Source organism: Sphingomonas hengshuiensis, from assembly GCF_000935025.1.
GTDB classification, from domain to species: domain Bacteria; phylum Pseudomonadota; class Alphaproteobacteria; order Sphingomonadales; family Sphingomonadaceae; genus Sphingomonas; species Sphingomonas hengshuiensis.
Genome location: NZ_CP010836.1, coordinates 2431251 through 2450783 on the forward strand (window position 1 = coordinate 2431251; position 19533 = coordinate 2450783).

Consider the following 19533-nt stretch of genomic DNA (forward strand, 5'->3'; position numbering starts at 1 on the left):
GGGCTTTTTCATGCTCGCGGCGCTCAAACCGGAACCGAAACTTTTCGCTGTCCTACACGAACCGATTTGGTTATGTAACCGACTCATGACGAACCGCAGCCCCAATCCGATCGTGCCGGATTTCACGCCGGTGCCCCGCAAATACCGCTTCGACGGCTGGACCGTCGAGCGACAGCGCGCCTTCATCGCCGCGCTCGCCGCCACCGGATCGGTCACCGCCGCCGCGCGCCGCGTGGGCATGGCGAAGGAGGGCGCGTACCAGATGCGCCTGCAACCGGAGGCCGCGAGCTTCCGCGCTGCATGGGAGGCCGCGCTCGACGCCGGCGTCCGCGCGCTGTCCGACATCGCCGTCGAGCGCGCGATGGAGGGCGTGCCCGTCCCCGTCTTCTACAAGGGCGAGCAATGCGGCGAGCGGCGCTGGTATAATGACCGGCTGCTGATGTTCGTGCTGCGCCATCACGACCCCGAACGCTATGGCCCGCCCGCCGCGCTGCCCCGCGGCACCCGCCATGCCGAGACGATCGCACGCGAGGCGGCGAAGAACTGCCCCGTCTGCCGCCAGCGCCGCGAGGACGAGGCCAAGGCGGAGGCGCTGCGCAACGATCCCGCCGCAGAGCCCTCCGCCGCCGACAAGGCGATCCTCAAGTCGATGATGGACAATTACGCCGCCAAGGTTCGCAACGAACGCCATCTGCGCCTTAGCGGCCAGATCGTCGCCGCCGACTTCACCGTGCGCCAGCTCACCCATATCGAGCTGATCCTCGTCGAAGGCGGGATGAGCGCCGCGCTCATGGACCTGTGGACGACGCGCCCCGGACCCCACGGCCCCGAGCAGCGCTTCGCCTGTTCGATCGGCAAGATACTGGACGACGCGCGCCGCAAGGCCTGGGCCGACGCCGGCGAACCGCCCCGCCCCCCGCTCCCCCAATATGAACGCGCCCCCGGCACGGGCCTATGGGGCGGCGCCGACCACAATGAACGCGACAAGGCCCAACGCGCCGCCGAAACGCGCATGGCCGAGGCGCAGGCGGAATGGGAAGCGGCGGCGCGGCCGGACAGCTGGGCGGAGTGGAAAGCGCGGAAGGGGTGAGGGAGAGGTCTGACAAATCCAACGGAAGTAGCTGGGCCGATAGCGGCACGGACCAGCAGCTTCCGGATGGGTCCGGCGGGCGCGGCCACTAAGGCGGCGGCACGCACCAGAAGACAGGGCCGCAGCCGAGCGCTATGCGCGCAGCATGGCCCGGCTGCTCCTGTTCAACAAACCCTTCGGCGTCCTGTCGCAATTCACCGACCGCGGATCGCCAACGCTTCGGTCGACCCTGTCGGACTTCATTGCGGTGAAGGGCGTCTATCCCGCCGGCAGGCTCGATCGGGACAGCGAGGGCCTGTTGCTGCTCTGCGACGACGGGCGGCTGCAGGCGCGGATTGCCGATCCGCGCTTCAAGATGCCCAAGACCTATCTCGTGCAGGTCGAAGGCGATCCGCAGGAGGCCGACCTGGAGCCCCTGCGGCAGGGCGTCCGGCTCAACGACGGCATGACCCTGCCGGCCGAGGTCGCCCGGATCGACCCGCCTGACCTGTGGCTGCGCGATCCGCCGATCCGTGCACGCAAGTCCATCCCCGACAGCTGGCTGAAGATCACCATCCGCGAAGGGCGCAACCGGCAGGTGCGCCGGATGACGGCAGCGGTCGGGTTGCCCACGCTGCGGCTGGTCCGCTGGTCGATCGGCGACTGGTCCGTCGCCGGGATCGCACCGGGGGCGTTCGCGGAGGTGTCTGGTCTGGGCTAGGTGGTGAGCGCCGCAACGCCCGCTGTTGGCAACGCGCCTGGATGTCCGAGTTGGTGGAAAGCTGCCGTTGCGTGTTAAACACCGCCGTGGGGGTGACCAATGCATATTTCTGAGAACAATGGCACGTTCACTGCGCAGCATGTGACCGGTCCGACAAACAACATGCTTCGTTTGAAAATTGGTCGCGGCGAATCGCAAAGTTTCGACGTTTCAGTTCTCCCGCCAATCGGCGCATGCCGTCATGACGACGGTTTGACGGTGCAAGAGATTGCTTTGGCAATCGAGGCGGGTCTTGCAGATGCGAATGCCGCTCTAAATGCCGACTACATCGTGAAGGCCGCCGCTATTGTCGAGAATGACACTCGGCAACACGGCATCTACGAATATCTGACCCGAAAAATCATCGAAACGGCAGCAGCACGAGCGGAGTAATGTCCGCTTCTGGGCGCGAGCTGTCCTTGCGCGATCCTCACCCGCCAGGGGGGGGTGGCAGGCGCAGCCTGACGGTGGGGGAGGAAGCACAGCGCTGCGTTCGTGCGTCCTCCCCCTTGTATCTGGACGAGCACGGCTCGTTTCTGCTGGAAGCGACTGAGCGCCGGTGTGGGTGGCCACCCACACCGGCGTGGCGGCGATGTCGCCCGTTCCCCCTCAGGTGCTCACCCGCGTCGGAGCCAGGGATCATCGCCGTTGTCACGCACGACCGAACAGTCGGTTGATTCTCAATCGCACAGACAAGGCAGGTTACCGTGATGCGCAACCTTTGTGGAGTGGATGTTTCCAAAGCCTGGCTCGATAGCTGGGCCGCCGGACGATATCAGCGTTTCGCCAACACGGCAGAAGGCGTCGCGCAACTGCTCGCCTTCTGCCGCGAACACAGTGTCGAACTGGTCGTGATGGAGGCGTCGGGAGGTGTTGAGCAAGCGGCCTTCCTGGCGCTGTGGAAGCAGGGTCAGCCCTGCGCCATCGCCAACCCCAGGGCCGTTCGCAGCTTCGCCGACGCCATGGGTAATCTGGAGAAGACAGATCGCATCGATGCCGAGATGATCGCCGGTTATGCCGATGCCAGACAGCTGGTCGCCACGCCTCCGCCGTCTGAGGATCAGCGCCGGCTGACGGCACTTACGGCCAGATTGCGCCAGGTTACCGCCGATCTCTCGGTCCAGAAGCAGCGGCTGCACAGCACCAGTGAGCCCACCGCATTGGCGAGCCTGAAGGAGGCGATTGCCTTTTTCAACCGCCAGACCAAGGCGCTTGCGGCCGAGATCGCGGCGCTGATCACCGCCGATCCGCTCTGGGCCGAACTCGACAAGACCATTCGTTCGATCAAGGGCCTTGCCGACAGAACCGTTGCCGTCCTGCTCGCCGACCTGCCGGAACTCGGCACCCTCTCGAACAAGGCAATCGCCAAGCTCGCGGGCCTTGCTCCCCTCGCCAACGACAGCGGACAGCGCAATGGCCGGCGCCGCGTTCGGGGCGGAAGGCCTTCCGTCCGATCGATCCTCTACCTCGTCGCCGACGTCGCCAGAAAATACGACGACGATCTCGCCAGCTTCCGCGACCGGCTGCTCGCACAGGGCAAGGCGAAGATGGTCGTCCGCATCGCTCTCGCACGAAAATTACTCGTCAGGCTCAACGCAAAAGCCCGCGATGCACGCGAGCAAATGGCCCATGCCCTTTGACAAACCAGATAGTCGCTCCGGCGCCTTCGGCGCCACAGCGACAGGTCGATCATGCCCCGGCATGATCTTGGATTGCCGGGGACAATCCAATCTGTCGCTCCGTGGCGGGGAGGGCTATCGCATATGGAGCGGGGGGCGCTTTTCCCACTTCCCGTCATGCTTGTAACTTGCCAAATGCAGCATTGCATGAAGAATGCGGTGCGGCTTCGGCGGGAAGTTCGAATCATGCAAGGGTCGCAGAGCCCGTAGTTCAGCGTGAACAGCCCGCTGTAAGGTCATTGAACCCGAACAGTCGCTTGGGCCTCTGCAAGGCAAGCCCGATTGCGCAAGCCCGGGAGACGATGACCATGACGTATGTGGGTATCGATGTTTCGAAGGATCGCCTGGACGTCCATGTCTCGCCCGCGGGCGAGGCCTGGACAGTCGGGCGCGATGCCGAGGGTCTGGAGGCGCTGGTCGCGCGACTGGGCGTATCGGCACCTTTGTGCATCGGGTTGGAGGCGACCGGCGGCTATGAAACGGTGGTGGCTGCTGCGCTGGGGGCCGCAGGCTTGCCGGTGGCGGTGATCAATCCCGCGCAGATCCGTCACTTTGCGCGCGCATTGGGCAAGCGCGCCAAGACCGACCCGATCGATGCGGCAGTGATTGCGCGCTTTGTCGAGGCAACGCGCCCGCCGCCGCGCGCGCTGGCGGATACCGAGACGCGCGCGCTGGCCGACCTGGTGGCGCGGCGCCGGCAGATCATCGCGATGATGGTGAGCGAGCGGCAGCGGTTGCGGCGCGCAACGCTTTTGCCGCTGCGCAAAAGCATCGAGCGGCTGCTGGCTGCGCTGCAAAAGGAACTGTCCGACCTTGAACGGACGATCGACGAGGCCGTGCGGGGCTCGCCCTTGTGGCGCGATCAGGAAGCGCTGCTGACCTCGATCCCAGGCGTCGGCCCGACCACCGCCCGCACGCTGCTCGCCGAACTGCCCGAACTCGGCCAGCTCGGACGCCGCCAGATCAGCGCGCTCGCCGGCGTCGCGCCCTGGACCCGCCAGTCCGGCCAATGGCGCGGAAAGGCCATGATCGGCGGCGGACGCCCCACCGTCCGCTCGGCCCTCTTCATGGCCGCACTCGTCGCCAGTCGCTACAATCCCGTGCTCCAGGCGCTCTATCAGCGCCTCATCGCCAGCGGAAAACCCAAAAAGGTCGCCCTGATCGCCCTCGCCCGCCGCCTGCTCACCTTCGCAAACGCCATCCTGAGGAGCAAATCCCCATGGCTCGCCGCTTGACGCCAAAGACAGTCGCTGAACTTGGTTCAGCATCCAACCCTCAGCCCGCTACGCCGTTGCTTGTGGATACATGGATGCTGAACCAAGTTCAGCATGACGGCGGTAATAGGGGTGCATACGCATCCAAATGCGATTGCCCTGCCCTTGCGGGGGAGGATTAGAACGACCGCGTTTGGGCGGACGTTGTCCTTGCGCGATCCTCCCCCGCCAGGGCAGGGCTATTGCACATGAGTGATGAGGCGCAGGAGTTCTTGATCGTTCCATCGGGCCATGAGTCGTTTGTGGTTGAGGGTGATTTTTTGTGGTTCGGCGCGCAGCACATTGAGGGCGAGGCGGCGAAGAATGGCAAGAATGGCAGGGCCGTTTTGCTTTCGGTTTCGGGCCATATCCTCTGCGAGGAGGACGTCGAGTTGCCAATGGAGCTGGTTTTCGATGGACCAATGGCGGCGGACTGTTTTGAGCAGTTCCTCGGCGGGCATTTTGCGCGACAGCGCATAGCAACGGACCTGATGGGTGGTCTTGTCGCCGATGGTGCGCCATCGCTCGACCCGAGCGACCGCGACCAGATCGACGAGCGCGTTCTTGCTCGGCGTCTGGAAGAAGGGGATGACAAAGGCACGACGCACCTCGTGTCTGCCATGGGCTTGGTCTTCGGTTTGATGGAAGCGGGTCGACCTGTGCGCCGCTGCAGCATCAAGGGCGGCGTTGGCCTCGGCCACGAGCTTGGATTGATTGCCCTTGATGGAGATCACATAATCGCCGCCGCCGTCACGGACGGCCTTGGTCATGCGGCGATGACAGTGCAGCGCATCGGCGGTCACGGTACATCCCTTGAGCGAGAGCAGCTCGAGCGCCGCGATCGCGGCATCGGCTTCGTTGCCCTTGTCCGCCATCGTCTGGGCCAGGCTCATAAAGGTATCGCACGCAAAGACGCTGACCATCATCGGCGGAATATGGGCGCAGCCCTTTTCGTAAGCGCGCTTCAAGCTCTTGCCGTCGACCGCCACCTGGCCGCAGGGCTGATCGAGCCGTGCCTGCTCGCCGAACGCCGCCATGAAGCGCATGAAGGCGGCATTGAATGCATGCGGGTCGAGTGTCCGCAGGACCCGGCTGAAGGTGTCGTGGCTGGGGACGCCGCGCTCCAGCGGAATGAACTGCCGCAGCAGATCGACCCGCGCCTTGGCAAACAACACCATTTCCGTACAGTTGCCCGCGCCGCACAGCACCGCAGCGAGCGCGATGAACAAAATCTCGGTCAACGGATACTGCGACGTGAAGTCCCGCGGATCCGGAATCTCCGCAAATACCTCCACAAAATCCATCCTGGCCTCCCGCAAAAGGGGAGACCTTCAGAATCATTTTTGCGCAACCACGCAAGAGCCCCGCTTCACTCATGTGCGATTCCCCTGCCCGCCAGGGGGAGGTGGGCACCTCCATTTACCTCTCGCCAAATTGGCGCAGTGATGATTCACTGTCGGCGGTCAGCGGGAGCGGACGATGCGGCAGGCTGGGCTTTTCGGATTATCGGACCACATGAAGCGCCTTTCAGCGGACGGCGATCCGCTGGAGGTGCTGGCGCGGATCGTGGACTTTGAAGCGTTTCGGCCGACGCTGGTAGCTGCACTGGGCTATTCCGACGGTACCAAGGGTGGTCGTCCGCCCTACGATCCGGTGGTGATGCTGAAGGTGCTGGTGCTGGCGGCGCAGAACAACGTGGCCGACGGGCGAATGGAATGGCTGATCCGGGATCGGCTGAGCTGGCTGCGCTTCCTGGGCTTCGATCTTGGCGCAGCGACGCCGGATGCGAACACGATCCGCATGTTCCGCGAGCGGCTGACTGCGGTCGGCGCGCTCGATACGCTGTTTGCCGATTTCGACCGCCAGTTGAAGGCGCGGGGCTATCTGCCGATGGGGGGTCAGATTGTCGATGCAACGCTGGTCGCCGCGCCCAAACAACGCAACACCGAGGCCGAGAAGGCCGCGGTGAAGGCGGGCCGGAGCGCTGCCGAGATCTGGCCGGACGAACCCGCCAGGGCGCGCCAGAAGGATGTCGATGCCCGCTGGACGCTTAAATTCGCCAAGGCGCGGCCGACCGCCGATGGCAAGCCGCAGCCGGATATCGCAATCCCAAGCTTCGGGTATAAAAGCAGCATCTCGATATGCCGGACCTTCGGCTTCATTCGTAAGGGCCAGGTCACCGATGGCGCGCGCTACGACGGGCGCATGCTGCGCGACGTGGTGACCAGCGACAACACCGCATCGGATGTCTGGGCCGATACCGCCTATCGCAGCCAGAGCAATGAGCGTTGGCTGAAGGCCCAGGGCCGCGTCAGCCGCATCCACCGCAGAAAGCCCAAGGGCAGGCCGATGCCCGCCCATGTCCGCCGCGGCAACGCCACCAAGTCGAAGATCCGGGCCCGCGTCGAGCATGTGTTCGCGCATCAGAAGGCTGTCATGGGCCTGTTCATCCGCACCATCGGCATCGAACGGGCCAAGGCCAAGATCACGCTCGCCAACCTGGCCTTCAACATCCACCGCCTGATCTTCCACGAGCGACGCGCCGCCATGGGATAATTGCGTCCGCGCTCTACGGAAGCCGCTGAAAATCCCGGCAAACCCAGCGCCAAACCCCAGGGCTACCCAAAGCGCCACCTCGAATCCTCAATACGATCGCATCAACGGGTAAATGGAGGCGCCCAGGTGGCAGGCGCAGCCTGACGGTGGGGGAGGAAGCACATCGCGCAGTTCGTGCTTCCGCCCCCTTCCGACGCCTCCGGCGCCACCTCCCCCTGGTGGGTGAGGATTGGAAAGACCGCTTGTGGGGCGTTCCCTCCCGTTCCACATTTATGCGGCCACCGCCTGGGGGACCACCGGCACCCAGCACCGATAACTCCGTTTGGCGGGCGCCCGTGAAACGGCTGGCGGGATTGCGGATCACCGACGACCGTGCTGCCGGTTGCCGCCGACCGCGAAAGCTGGTTTGAGGCTTCGTGCAGAGGGGCTTGGACGCCTTCCGCCCGGCGCATATGAGCGCCGGATGGTTGCCTCCCTCGTCGCGCGATCGGCTTTTTCGCCCGGCAATGCCATAGTGCATTGACCAAAACCCATCACTGCCCCCACGTCGTCGCCCCGGCGAAAGCCGGGGTCCATTGGGGTCTCGCTATGGGCTCTTGCGGAAACCGAGAGGCGAATGGATCCCGGCTTTCGCCGGGATGACGGGAGTGCGGCAGGATGAGTCCCTGTCAGCGCATGTTGGTATAACGCGTACAAAGGCCAATCGGCAGGGTTTTGAGTTTCAATGAATTATCGCCATTCCTTCCATGCCGGCAACAGCGCCGATGTCGTCAAGCACAGCCTGCTGATCGCGCTTGTCCGGGCCTTGCAGCAGAAACCGGGCGCACTGACCCTGATCGATACCCATGCCGGCTGCGGGCTCTACGACCTTGGCGGCGATCAGGCGCAGCGCACCGGCGAAGCTGCGCACGGCGTGGTGCGGGCCTTTGCCGATGCGAACCCCTTGCTGGACGACTATCGCGCCGCCGTACGGGCAGTGAATGTCGGGGCAGAGCCGCATCTCTATCCCGGCTCGCCACAGTTCCTGGCGCAGCTGTTGCGCCCGCAGGACCTGCTGATCCTCAATGAAAAACACCCCGAGGACGCCAGCGAACTGCGCGGCGCGATGCGCGGGTCGCCCGCTGCCCTGCACGAGCGCGATGCGTACGAACTTTGGCTGGCGATGCTGCCGACCCGAACCCCGCGCGGCGTGGTGCTGGTCGATCCGCCCTACGAACAGACCGACGAACGCGCCCGCATCACCGCCACCCTGGCCGCCGCGCACCGCAAATGGGCGCATGGCGTGACGGTCATCTGGTATCCGCTGAAGGACCGCGCGACGCATCAGCAGTGGAAGAACAAGTTGCGCAACCTCGGCATCCCGAAATTCCTGGTCGTGGAGCATTGGTTGTACGATGCCGATATGCCCGGCATCTATAACGGTGCGGGGCTGTTCATCGTCAATCCGCCCTATGCCTTCACCCAGGCGCTGCCGCCGCTGCTGGAGGCCCTGCGCGCCGCGCTGGCGCCAGAGGGGCATCGGGGCGAGATCAGCGCCTATTGGCTGGACGATTGAAACGGAGCCTGGTCCCGAATCTGGTCCAGGCCCATTAGTACCGCTGGTCTGCGTTCAGGGAATTGGCGGGCCCACTGCAAGAGCTGATTTGGCGCCCCCCCCAGCCGCTACAGCGCCCGCTCCTATTCCTCGCCCATCCTTAGCGCCGCGATGAACGCCTCCTGCGGGATCTGCACGCTGCCGTACTCGCGCATCCGCTTCTTGCCTTCCTTCTGCTTGTCCAGCAGCTTGCGCTTGCGGCTGGCGTCGCCGCCATAGCATTTGGCGGTCACGTCCTTGCGCAGCGCGGCGATGGTTTCGCGGGCGATCACCTTGCCGCCGATCGCGGCCTGGATCGGGATCTTGAACAAATGGCGCGGGATCAGGTCCTTGAGCCGTTCGCACATGCCGCGCCCGCGCGTCTCGGCGGTGGAGGCGTGGACGATCATGCTCAGTGCGTCGACCGGCTCGTTGTTGACCAGGATGCTCATCTTGACCAGGTCGCCCTCGCGGTGGCCGATCTGTTCATAGTCGAAGCTGGCATAGCCGCGGCTGATGCTCTTCAGCCGGTCATAGAAATCGAACACGACTTCGTTGAGCGGCAGTTCGTACGTGATCTGCGCGCGCCCGCCGACATAGGTCAGGTCCTTCTGGATGCCGCGCCGGTCCTGGCACAGCTTCAGGATGCTGCCCAGATATTCGTCGGGGACATAGACCACGGCCTTGATCCACGGCTCCTCGATGCTCTCGATCCGGTTGGGATCGGGCATGTCGGCGGGGTTGTGCAGCTCGATCTCGCGCCCCGCGGCCTCGCCCGCCGCCTTGGTCAGCTTGATCTTGTACACCACCGACGGCGCCGTGGTGATCAGGTCGAGGTCATATTCGCGCGTCAGCCGCTCCTGGATGATCTCCAGGTGGAGCAGCCCCAGGAACCCGCAGCGGAAGCCGAAACCGAGCGCGGCGCTGGTCTCCATCTCGAACGAGAAGCTGGCATCGTTGAGCCGCAGGCGGGAGATGCTTTCGCGCAGTTTCTCGAAATCGGCGGCGTCGACCGGGAACAGGCCGCAGAACACCACGGGCTGGACTTCCTTGAAGCCCTCCAGCGCCTGGAGCGCGGGGCGCTTGGCATCGGTCAGCGTGTCGCCGACGCGGGCCTGGGCGACTTCCTTGATCTGCGCGGTGATGAAGCCGATCTCGCCGGGGCCGAGGTCGGGGAGCTGCTCGATCTTGGGCCGGAACGCGCCGACGCGGTCGATCAGGTGCGTGGTGCCGGCGGCCATGAACTTGATCTGCTGGCCCTTTTTGATCATGCCGTCGATCACGCGGACCAGGATGACGACGCCCAGATAGGGGTCGTACCAGCTATCGACCAGCATCGCCTTCAGCGGCGCGTCGGGATCGCCCTTGGGCGCCGGGATGCGCTCGACGATCGCGTCGAGGATCTCGTCGATGCCGATGCCCGATTTGGCGCTGGCGAGGACGGCGTTGGAGGCATCGATGCCGATGATCTCCTCGATCTCGTGGCGGACTTTCTCGGGTTCGGCGCTGGGCAGGTCGATCTTGTTGATGACCGGGATGATCTCATGGTCATGCTCGATCGACTGATAGACATTGGCGAGCGTCTGCGCCTCGACCCCCTGCGCCGCGTCGACGACGAGGAGCGCGCCCTCGCACGCGGCCAGGCTCCGGCTGACTTCATAGGCGAAGTCGACATGCCCCGGCGTGTCCATCAGGTTGAGGACATGCCCCTTCCACTCCAGGCGCACGGTCTGCGCCTTGATGGTGATCCCGCGCTCCTTCTCAATGTCCATGTTATCAAGGACTTGGGCGGACATCTCACGCTCGGTGAGCCCACCGGTGCGCTGGATCAGCCGGTCGGCAAGCGTGGACTTGCCATGGTCGATGTGCGCGATGATCGAGAAGTTGCGGATGCGGGAGAGTTCGGTGGCCATGATCGCGCGGGCCTAGCAGGCGTCGCGCCGCTTGCGAAGAGGCCGCGGCGTCACGCGACCGCCACGAGCCCGGCCGCCTCGATCGCCCGCACCGCCGCCGCGAACCGCGCCTCGCCCTCGCCCCCGATCAGTACCCACGGCACCCCGCGCCGCACCAGCTCGGCGCGCGACAGCTCGAAGAAGCGGCGGCGCTGCGGGCCGGTGCCGAACATCCGCGTGCCATCCTCGACCCAGGGCAAGTCGATGTCGAACAACAGATACAGGTCGGCGGTGCCCTGCCACGCATCGAACCACGGATCGCGCCGCCCGAACAGCATGTCGGCCCACACCGCAGTCATCAGCGGATCGGTGTCGAGGATCAGCGGCTGATCATGCGCGGCCAGCAGCATGCGCGCGCCCGCGTCATGGACCTTCGCGATCTCGACCAGGTCGGCCATCGTGAAATCGGTGCCGCGCGTCTCGGCATATTCGCGGCCATATTCGTCGACGAGTTGCGCGCCGAACCGCGCCGCCAGCCGGGGGGCGAGCGTCGACTTGCCGGTGCTCTCCGGCCCGTGGAGGCAGATGGTGCGCGGGATCATGCCCGCCGCTCCGCACGGCGCCATTCGATGAGCCCCACCACCGACAGCGCCAGAAAGACCAGATAGAGCGCCGCCGTCAGCCACAGCCCCTTGATCGCGAACAGCGGCACCGCAAGCAGGTCGATCGCGATCCACAACGCCCAGCTCTCGATCGCGCGGCGCGATTGCAGCACCTGCGCGACGACGCTCAGCACCGCGATCGTCCCGTCCCACCACGGCCAGGCGGCGTCGGTGGTCGCGTGCATCAGCGCCCCCCACCCCGCCGTGCAGACCGCGCACCCCGCCAGCCACGCCGTCCGCGCGCGCGCCGACAGCCGCACGACGCGCACTTCCCCGCTCTCGGCCCGCGACCGTGCCCAGTTGGACCAGCCATAGAGGTTCACGACGAAGAAGAAGATTTGGAGCAGCGCATCGCTGTACAGTCGCTCGCCAAAGAATATCCAGCCGTACAGCGCGACCATCGCCAGCGCGAAGGGATAGTTCCAGATGCTCCGGCGGACCACCAGCACCACGTTGATCAGTCCGAGGGCGGACGCGGCAATCTCGATCGGGCTCACGGTTAACGCGGTAGCAGGTTTAGGGCCGCCGTCGAGAGGCGGGTTGCCCTCCCCGCCCACCGCGCTAGTCTGACCCGGAAAAGAGAAGGACGCCCCATGCGCCATATCGCCGTCATCGGCTCCGGCCCCGCAGGCTATTATACCGCGGAGGCATGCCAGAAACGGTTCGGCGAAGATGTCCGCGTCGACATCCTCGATCGGCTTCCCGTCCCCTTCGGGCTGATCCGCACCGGAGTCGCGCCCGACCATCAATCGATCAAGGGCGTCTCGCGCCGGTATGCCGCAGTGGCGCTGACCGAAAATGTGCGCTTCGTCGGCAATGTCACAATCGGCCAAGACGTGTCAGTCGAGGAACTCGTGTCGCTGTACGACGCCGTTGTGCTGGCCACAGGCGCGCCGCGGGATCGCGCGCTCGACGTGCCGGGGGCCGATCTGCCCGGGGTGATCGGGTCGGCGGCGTTTGTCGGCTGGTATAATGGCCATCCCGACTATGCCGCGCTCGCCCCGGCGCTCGGCGGGCCGGGGGCAGTGGTGATCGGTAACGGCAATGTCGCGCTCGACGTCGCACGCATTCTCGCCAAGACCGATGCCGAGTTCGCCGGGTCGGACATTGTCGGCTATGCGCTCGATGCGCTCAGGGGCACGCGGATCGACACGATCACGCTGCTGGGCCGCCGCGGCCCGCACCAGATCGCCATGACGCCCAAGGAACTGGGCGAACTGACCGAATTGTCTCGTGCCGCGCCGGTCGTCGCACCCGAGGACCTGCCTCCACCCGAAGCCGACGCAGTGCTCGACCCCGGCCAGCGCAAGGCGGTTTCCCACCTGCGCCGCTTCGCACTGGCCAGCGCCGACAAGCCGATCCGCGTCGTGTTCGATTTCTTCGCGATGCCGGTCGCGATCGAAGGCGATGGCCGGGCCGAGCGAGTCATCGTCGAGCGGACGACGGTGGACCCCGAAGGCCGGGCGACCGGCACCGGCGAAACCTATGCGATCCCCGCCAGCCTGGTCGTGAGTTGCATCGGCTATCGCACCCCGCCGATCGATGGCGTCCCCTATGACGATCGCGCCGGGCGCTTCGCCAATGTCGAGGGGCGGGTGCTGCCCGGGCTCTATGCGGTAGGCTGGGCACGCCGCGGCCCGACCGGCACGATCGGCACCAACCGCCCCGATGGCTTTGCAATCACCGAAAAGATCGCCGCCGACATCGGCGAAGGCGCGGGCAAGCCGGGCCGCCCCGCGCTCGATGCACTGCTCGCGGCGCGCGGCGTCGACGTCGTCACCTTCCGCGACTGGCAGAAGATCGAAGCCGCCGAGATCGCCGCCGCGCGGGACGGCGCCCCGCGCGAGAAATTCACCAGCGTCGACGCCATGCTCGCCGCACGAATTAGCTGACCCGGCGCGCGCCGAGACGCTTGCACGACTCGAATCCCGTGGTTATAGGCGCCGCTCCAGCATCGGTCCGGCCCGTTTCGGCGCCCTGATCGATACTCCGTCGGGGAGTAGCTCAGCCTGGTAGAGCACTGTCTTCGGGAGGCAGGGGCCGGAGGTTCGAATCCTCTCTTCCCGACCATTTATCGCCACATCGTCGAGTGCGCGCCCCACGCGGGGTGGGCATTAGCCACAGCGGCCCGAGCGGCTCGCGCGAAAACCTGAGCGGTGGGGTGCCGATCCGGCGCACCGGCATAGATGCCGCGCATCGCAGCCCCGTCTTAACAATTGAAAACCCGGATACCGCGCATGGTGTTCCAATATCGCACCACGCTGCGGGCGGCCGCGCGCGCAATACGCAAATATTCCTATAATAATACATAGTCTATCGCACCGCATCCGTAGAAGCGCCGGTCGGGAAGCTCCTCATATGGGTTTGTACTTAAGATAAAATCGCACCTCAACGTTCATAGTAAATGATTTCCTACCCCGGCCACCCCAATAGAACCACTCCTATAATTAACGGAGATACTTCTATCTGGGGAAACGAACGTGAAACGCGGATTGGTCGGCTCGACTAGCCTGATAGCTCTTGTGGCGCTCAGCGGATGCGGCGGCGGGGGCGGTGCGAACAGCGCAGGCAGCGTGGCAGCACCGTCGGCACCGAGCCCGGTTGTTGCCTCCGCCACGACCGCCCCGATCGTGACCGCGACACCAGCGCCCGCTACCGTGTCGGCGCCGGAACCCGCTATCGCCGCCCCCGCTCCGACGCCGACGCCTGCGCCCGTCGCGGTGGCAGCGGCCCCGACGCCTGCGCCGACCCCGGCGCCCACGCCGACTCCGGCGCCTACGCCGACCCCGACGCCCGCGCCAACCCGACGCCCGCGCCAACCCCGACGCCCGCGCCAACCCCATCGCCCACGCCAACCCCGACGCCCGCGCCGACCCCGGCGCCTACGCCGACTCCGTCACCCGCGCCGACGCCGACCCCCGCGCCGGCCCCCACACCGACGCCTGCACCGACTCCGACCCCCTCCCCAACGGCGACATCGACGCAGGACGGACTCACGGGTCAGACGACCACCACGCCCATCCTCGGGGTCGCGCCGCCGACCGGCTATGTCATCACGCCGTTCTGGATGCAGCCGACGCGCTCGGCGAACGACAGCAAGGAGTTTCGCAACAACTACACTGCCGCCGAGATGGTCAACGCGCTCTACGCGCTCGAAAGCGGGCACATCGGCAGGGGCGTCACGGTCGGCCTGATCGACGACGGCGTGCTCAACGTCAGCGGTGAACTGGACGGTCGCATCAGCGCGCTGTCGAAGGATTTCGGCTATGTGACCACGGGCTCCAGCACGACCAAGCGCGAGAAAATCGGCGATGCGCAGTCCGATCACGGCACGGTGGTCGCCAACATCCTGTCCGGCGCAGCGAACGGCGCCGGCGGGGTCGGCTATGCCCCCGGCGCCGAAGTCGCGGTGCTGCGCATTTCCGACTGGAACGCCGACACCCAGACCGAGACGCTGACCCATTTCAACGAAGCGCTCGATTATGCCGGCGCGAACGGCATCAAAGTGATCAACAGCTCGCTGACCAATCGCGCCAGCAGCGCCTGGGGAAGCGCCGTCGCGCGATACGCCGCCACCGGCGGGCTGGTCGTCACTGCGGCGGGTAATACCTCGGCTGATGCGCCGACCGATGCCCCAGCGATCACCGATGCGAACCGTCGCGCCGTGCTGTTCGTCGGCGCGATCGATCCGAGCACGACCGACTATAAGCTCGCATCCTATTCGGCACGCGCGGGCACGATGATGGACCGCTATGTCGTCGCGGTCGGCACGCACTATACGCTCGATACCTCGGGCGCGATGACCGTGTTCAAGGGCACGAGTTCGGCCACCCCCGTCGTCACGGCGCTGGTCGCGGACATCCTGTCGAAATGGCCGCAGCTCAGCGGGCAACAGGCCGGCGACATCGTCCTTGCGACTGCGAAGGACATTGGCGATCCCGGCGTCGACCCGGTGTTCGGCCATGGCCTCGTCGATTTCCAGGCGGCACTCGCGCCGGTATCGCCCACGCTGTCCAACGGCACTGCCCAGACTCCGCTCGCCGCGTCGGTGATGGCGGTTGCCGACGCAGTGGGCACCGTGTCGCTGCAGACGGCCTTGTCCAAGGTCACGGTGCTCGACGCTTATGGCCGCGACTATCGCGGATCGATCGCCAATCTGGTGGTCCAGCCGCAGGTGTCCGATCCCCGCCGGATCGAGCGCCGCGTCCGTCAGATCAACGATCGTACCGCCATCGCATTCGGCCCATTGTCGGGCGAGTTCGCCTTTGCGCATTACCGCAATTCGGTCGATCCACGCGCGATCGACGCCACCGTCACTTCGGGCAGCGTCGCCTATGCCGGGCGCGACCTGGCGGTGAAGCTCGCCTGGAACGGAGTCGACTCGCTCCAGGGCGACACGATGGGCCTCGCCGCCTTTGCCGACGGCGTGCTCGCCTACGCTCCCCAGGCCGATGGCAGCATCGAAGTGGGTCGCCGCTTTGCCGGCGGCACGCTGGGCGCAACCTTTGCCTTTGGGCGGATCGGCGACAGCAGCGCACAGGCCGTGACGCTCGGCTGGACCAGCGGCACCACGCAGATCCGCGGTTCGTATATTTCCGAACGCGGCACCTTGATGGGCATGCCCACCGGCGCCGGCGCATTGCGGCTGGGCAGCGGCGCGCGCACCGTGATGGCGGAGGCGCACCATAGCCTGGCGCTGGCGGGCGCGTGGCGGCTCGAAGGCTATGGCTCGCTCGGCGTAACCCAGCTCAAGCTTGCGCACGGGTCGCTCGTCACCGACGCGACCCCGCTCGTCGCCAGCCGCTTCGGCATCCAGGCGAGCCGCCCGGCCTTTGGCGGCAGCATCAGCCTCGGCGTCGGCCAGCCGCTCAAGATCGAAAGCGGTGCCGCCCGTCTGACCTATGCCAGCGGCTATGACCTCGCGTCGGAATCGCTGATCTACGACACTGCGCAGGCCAGCCTCGCCGGCACGCGCCGGCTGCAACTGACCGGCGGTTATACCCGCGTCGGCGACGTCTCGTCGCTGCGTCTGGGCGTGATGCACGACACCCGCGACGGATCGACGAGCGCGCTCGCGGGCTGGTCGGTCCGCTGGTAATTTGGTCGCGCGACGCGTTCAGGGCGCCGCCTCGGCGGGGGTGAGCGCGAAGCTGCCCGTCGCGGGCGCGGGCGCAGCCACGGCGCCTGCCTCGCGCAGCACCGCGGCGATCGCCAGCGCACGGCGCTGAGTCAGCGTCGGGCGCGCGGGCGTTTCTCCGGCGGGGAGCCCTGGGACTGCAATGGCCATGCTGTTCCATCGCTGCGCCGCCCAGGCGGCCGTGCGCACGCTCTCGCGCGCTGCGCCATCGAGCGCGTCGGCGCCGGTCGCGAACGCAATCTGCGGCAGCGGCAGCAACGGGGGTATCAGCGCGATCGTCCAACCCTCGACTGCCGCGCTCGCCCGCTGCTCGAGCGCGCGATAGCTGTCGAGCGCCGCGCCGGGCAGCAGCGCGGCGGTCGCCGTCGCGCGGCGATGCTCGGTATCGATCGTCACGGCTTCGGCGGACACTCCCGCCGCAACGCCGACGACATGCGCGATCTGTGCTCCCGTCGCGAGCGGCGTGCTCGATCCTTGCGTCTCGCGGAGCCCCGCCCGCTGCGCCCCGATCGTCGCATCGGGATCGAGCAACACCTGATCGATGTGCAGGTCGAGCGGGCGCCCCAGCCGCTTTTCCATCGCCTCGCGCAACGCCCTTTCGGGGACACCGCGCGAAAGCGGCGCGATCACGACCGATCGCACGGTCCAGGGCGCACGATCGAAATCGACGTCGAGCTGCGTCACCCGCGCATCTGCCCCGAACCGCTCGGCCAGCGCGGCGCGAATCTGGCCGACGGCGACCGCCTCCGACGCGATCCGCCCCAGCGAGAACGCCAGCGGCACCGCCATCGCGACGAAGACGAACAGGAGCAGCAGCGTCTGCGTCCAGGATTGCTGGCTCGATAGCCCGTGGCCAAAGCCATAGAAGCGCGCGAGCACCGCCGCTGCCAAGGCGATCGTCACGAAATTGGTGACGAACAGCGCGAACGAGCCGCCCAGCACCGGCATGTTCCAGGTCGCGAGGCCATAGCCGACGACCGCGAGCGGCGGCATCAGCGCTGTGGCGATTGCCACCCCGACGATCGTCTCCCCGCGCCCGCGAATGATCGCAAAGGTTCCCGCCAGCGCCGCGAAAAGCGCGACCAGCAGGTCGAACAAATTGGGCCGGGTACGCGCCAATATCTCCGCGGTGGGCGCCTTCAGGGGCGACGCCACTACGATCAGCGCAGTAAACGCCACGGCCGCAATCGACCCAAAGGCAAGCGCGGCGACCGACCGCCGCATCTCGGCGAAATCGAACATCGCGATCGAAAAGCCAAACCCCAGGATCGGCCCCATCAGCGGCGATATCAGCATCGCGCCGATCACCACCGCCGGCGACGACAGGAGCAGTCCCAGCACGGCAATCCCCGCCGACATCAGCGTCATGAAGATATAGCGCGGGGTCCAGCCGCTATCCTCTACGATGCGATCAACGGTAGCGATGTGATCGACGCTGCCCACGATCGAGCGGCGCCACCAAAGCGCCAGGGGTATCGTCCGCACGCGTGCAGAGAGATGGCTCGGTTCATTTGAACAGCTCGGCGCGATTGCTAAGTGGAGCGTTTGCCGGTTTCATGCCGCTGCGAGAAGCGGCCGGTCGAAATAAACCTGATCGGGTGTCCTGCGGTCAAGCGACGAGTGCGGGCGTCGTCCATTGTAGAATGCCAGATAACGGCCGATCGAGCCGCGGGCCTCGCTGACCGAGCCATATGCCCGCAGGTAGACCTCCTCGTATTTCACAGAACGCCATAGCCGCTCTACGAACACGTTGTCGCGCCAGGCGCCGCGACCGTCCATGCTGATCGCGATTCTCTCGCGCTGCAGGACGGCGATGAACGCCATGCTGGTAAATTGGCTGCCCTGATCGGTGTTGAAGATTTCCGGCGCCCCGAAGCGCGTAAGCGCTTCCTCCAAAGCCTCGATGCAAAAATCGGTCTCTAGCGTGATCGACAGCCTCCAGCTGAGCACCCGCCGGCTGAACCAGTCGACGATGGCGATAAGGTAGACGAAGCCGCGCGCCATCGGGATGTACGTGATGTCGGTCGCCCAGACTTGATTGGGCCGCGTTACCGCCACCTTGCGAAGCAGATACGGATAGATCTTGTGCCCCGGTGCCGGCTTCGAGGTGTTTGGCCGCCGATAGATTGCCTCGATCGCCATCTTCTTCATCAGCGTCGATACGTGCAGCCGGCCGACCTTTATGCCTTCGGCGGCAAGCAGGTCGCGCAGCATCCGGCTACCCGCGAATGGGAAATCCATGTGCAATGCGTCGATCCGCCGCATGAGGGCAAGGTCGGCAGCCGAGGTCGGCCTTGGCAGATAATAGACGCTGCCGCGGCTGATCCCCAACTCGCGCACTTGCCGCGTCACTGGCAACGCGTGCGAACGGTCGATCATCGTTTTGCGCTCGGCAACAGTCCTGCTTTGCCGAGCGCCCCGGACAAAAAATCGTTCACCAGCGTCAACTCGCCGATCTTGGCGTGAAGCGTCTTCACGTCGATCGCAGGCTCGGCCGGCTCGCTATGGCCCTCCGATCCGAAAACTCCCGCCGCCCCTTCCAGCAACTGGCCGCGCCACGTCGTGATCTGGTTCGGGTGAACGTCAAACTGCTGCGCCAACTCGGCCAGCGTCTTCTCGCCCTTCACAGCAGCCAAGGCCACCTTCGCCTTGAAGGCCGGGCTGTGGTTCCGGCGTGTTCGTTTCGTCATCTGATCTCCTGTTCGACGCCATGCTGGCCGCCTTCAGGCAGAAACTCCACTTAACAGCCTGTGCAAATTTGCCGAGCCACCTCTCAGACCCGTTTGCAATCCGATTATCCGTCAATCGCCGTCCGTCCCTGAGATCGCGCGGTTCTGCGCGTGACAGCAACGCCGCAACCGGCGGCGGGTTCATCGCGCAGCCGCTGGCCGCGCTGCCCAACCGAGCGGATCGCAGGTTCAATCGAGCGGAACGGACGGACTAGCCCTTTGT

15 protein-coding genes and 1 tRNA gene are annotated in these 19533 nt (G+C 65.9%); 10 read left to right on the plus strand and 6 right to left on the minus strand.

Annotated elements, in window-relative coordinates:
* The first annotated feature begins 85 nt into the window (after positions 1-85).
* The 5 genes from TS85_RS24080 (at position 86) to TS85_RS10630 (ending at position 4743) form a co-directional block, all read left to right on the plus strand.
* Positions 86-1090: a hypothetical protein gene (locus tag TS85_RS24080; RefSeq protein ID WP_052507848.1), complete on the plus strand. Its 1005-nt coding sequence runs from the start codon at positions 86-88 to the stop codon at positions 1088-1090.
* 145 nt (positions 1091-1235) lie between these two features.
* The gene (locus TS85_RS10615) at positions 1236-1790 is read left to right on the plus strand and encodes a pseudouridine synthase (protein ID WP_044332083.1); all 555 of its coding nucleotides are present in this window, start codon (positions 1236-1238) and stop codon (positions 1788-1790) included.
* Between the two features lie 99 nt (positions 1791-1889).
* Positions 1890-2222, plus strand: a complete 333-nt coding sequence (locus TS85_RS25375; protein ID WP_155006372.1) for a hypothetical protein — start codon at positions 1890-1892, stop codon at positions 2220-2222.
* A 317-nt stretch (positions 2223-2539) separates the two neighbouring features.
* The gene (locus tag TS85_RS10625) at positions 2540-3469 is read left to right on the plus strand and encodes an IS110 family RNA-guided transposase (RefSeq protein ID WP_044332085.1); all 930 of its coding nucleotides are present in this window, start codon (positions 2540-2542) and stop codon (positions 3467-3469) included.
* A 341-nt stretch (positions 3470-3810) separates the two neighbouring features.
* The gene (locus TS85_RS10630) at positions 3811-4743 is read left to right on the plus strand and encodes an IS110 family RNA-guided transposase (protein WP_044329758.1); all 933 of its coding nucleotides are present in this window, start codon (positions 3811-3813) and stop codon (positions 4741-4743) included.
* Positions 4744-4961: 218 nt separating this feature from the next.
* Here the strand turns inward: TS85_RS10630 and TS85_RS10635 are convergent, their stop codons facing one another.
* Positions 4962-6065 carry an ISAs1 family transposase gene (locus tag TS85_RS10635; RefSeq protein WP_044332086.1) on the minus strand — a complete coding sequence of 368 codons (1104 nt, stop codon included), beginning with the start codon at positions 6063-6065 and terminating at the stop codon, positions 4962-4964.
* Positions 6066-6240: 175 nt separating this feature from the next.
* Between TS85_RS10635 and TS85_RS10640 the strand changes: the two genes are divergently transcribed.
* The gene (locus TS85_RS10640) at positions 6241-7317 is read left to right on the plus strand and encodes an IS5 family transposase (protein WP_044332087.1); all 1077 of its coding nucleotides are present in this window, start codon (positions 6241-6243) and stop codon (positions 7315-7317) included.
* Between the two features lie 724 nt (positions 7318-8041).
* On the plus strand, positions 8042-8872 hold the full coding sequence (locus tag TS85_RS10645) for a 23S rRNA (adenine(2030)-N(6))-methyltransferase RlmJ (protein ID WP_044332089.1): 831 nt from the start codon (positions 8042-8044) through the stop codon (positions 8870-8872).
* A 122-nt stretch (positions 8873-8994) separates the two neighbouring features.
* Here the strand turns inward: TS85_RS10645 and lepA are convergent, their stop codons facing one another.
* The 3 genes from lepA to pnuC are packed head-to-tail and all read right to left on the minus strand — an operon-like array spanning position 8995 to position 11941.
* Positions 8995-10803, minus strand: coding sequence for a translation elongation factor 4 (gene lepA, locus TS85_RS10650; RefSeq protein ID WP_044332091.1), 1809 nt, complete (start codon positions 10801-10803; stop codon positions 8995-8997).
* 50 nt (positions 10804-10853) lie between these two features.
* Positions 10854-11384: an AAA family ATPase gene (locus TS85_RS10655; RefSeq protein WP_044336153.1), complete on the minus strand. Its 531-nt coding sequence runs from the start codon at positions 11382-11384 to the stop codon at positions 10854-10856.
* A complete protein-coding gene (gene pnuC / locus TS85_RS10660) occupies positions 11381-11941 on the minus strand; it encodes a nicotinamide riboside transporter PnuC (RefSeq protein ID WP_044332093.1) in 561 nt (186 codons plus the stop codon). Before pnuC ends, TS85_RS10655 begins: the two co-directional genes overlap by 4 nt.
* Before the next feature lie 96 nt (positions 11942-12037).
* On the opposite strand from pnuC, the gene TS85_RS10665 reads away from it, so the two are divergent.
* The 3 genes from TS85_RS10665 (at position 12038) to TS85_RS10675 (ending at position 16542) form a co-directional block, all read left to right on the plus strand.
* Entirely contained in the window at positions 12038-13336 is a 1299-nt protein-coding gene (locus TS85_RS10665) for an FAD-dependent oxidoreductase (protein WP_044332095.1), read from the plus strand.
* A gap of 101 nt (positions 13337-13437) precedes the next feature.
* Positions 13438-13514 (plus strand) — tRNA-Pro (locus TS85_RS10670).
* Between the two features lie 466 nt (positions 13515-13980).
* Positions 13981-16542, plus strand: a complete 2562-nt coding sequence (locus TS85_RS10675; RefSeq protein ID WP_265102111.1) for a S8 family serine peptidase — start codon at positions 13981-13983, stop codon at positions 16540-16542.
* Positions 16543-16560: 18 nt separating this feature from the next.
* Here the strand turns inward: TS85_RS10675 and TS85_RS10680 are convergent, their stop codons facing one another.
* Together TS85_RS10680 and TS85_RS10685 are read right to left on the minus strand one after the other, a co-directional pair.
* Entirely contained in the window at positions 16561-18066 is a 1506-nt protein-coding gene (locus TS85_RS10680) for a DUF389 domain-containing protein (RefSeq protein WP_227698755.1), read from the minus strand.
* Between the two features lie 69 nt (positions 18067-18135).
* Positions 18136-19271, minus strand: a protein-coding gene (locus tag TS85_RS10685; protein WP_407082111.1) for an IS3 family transposase whose coding sequence is annotated in 2 segments (ribosomal slippage) — positions 18136-19004 and positions 19004-19271 — 1137 coding nt in all. Because the reading frame shifts where the segments join, the coding sequence is not laid out codon by codon here.
* Positions 19272-19533: the final 262 nt, after the last annotated feature.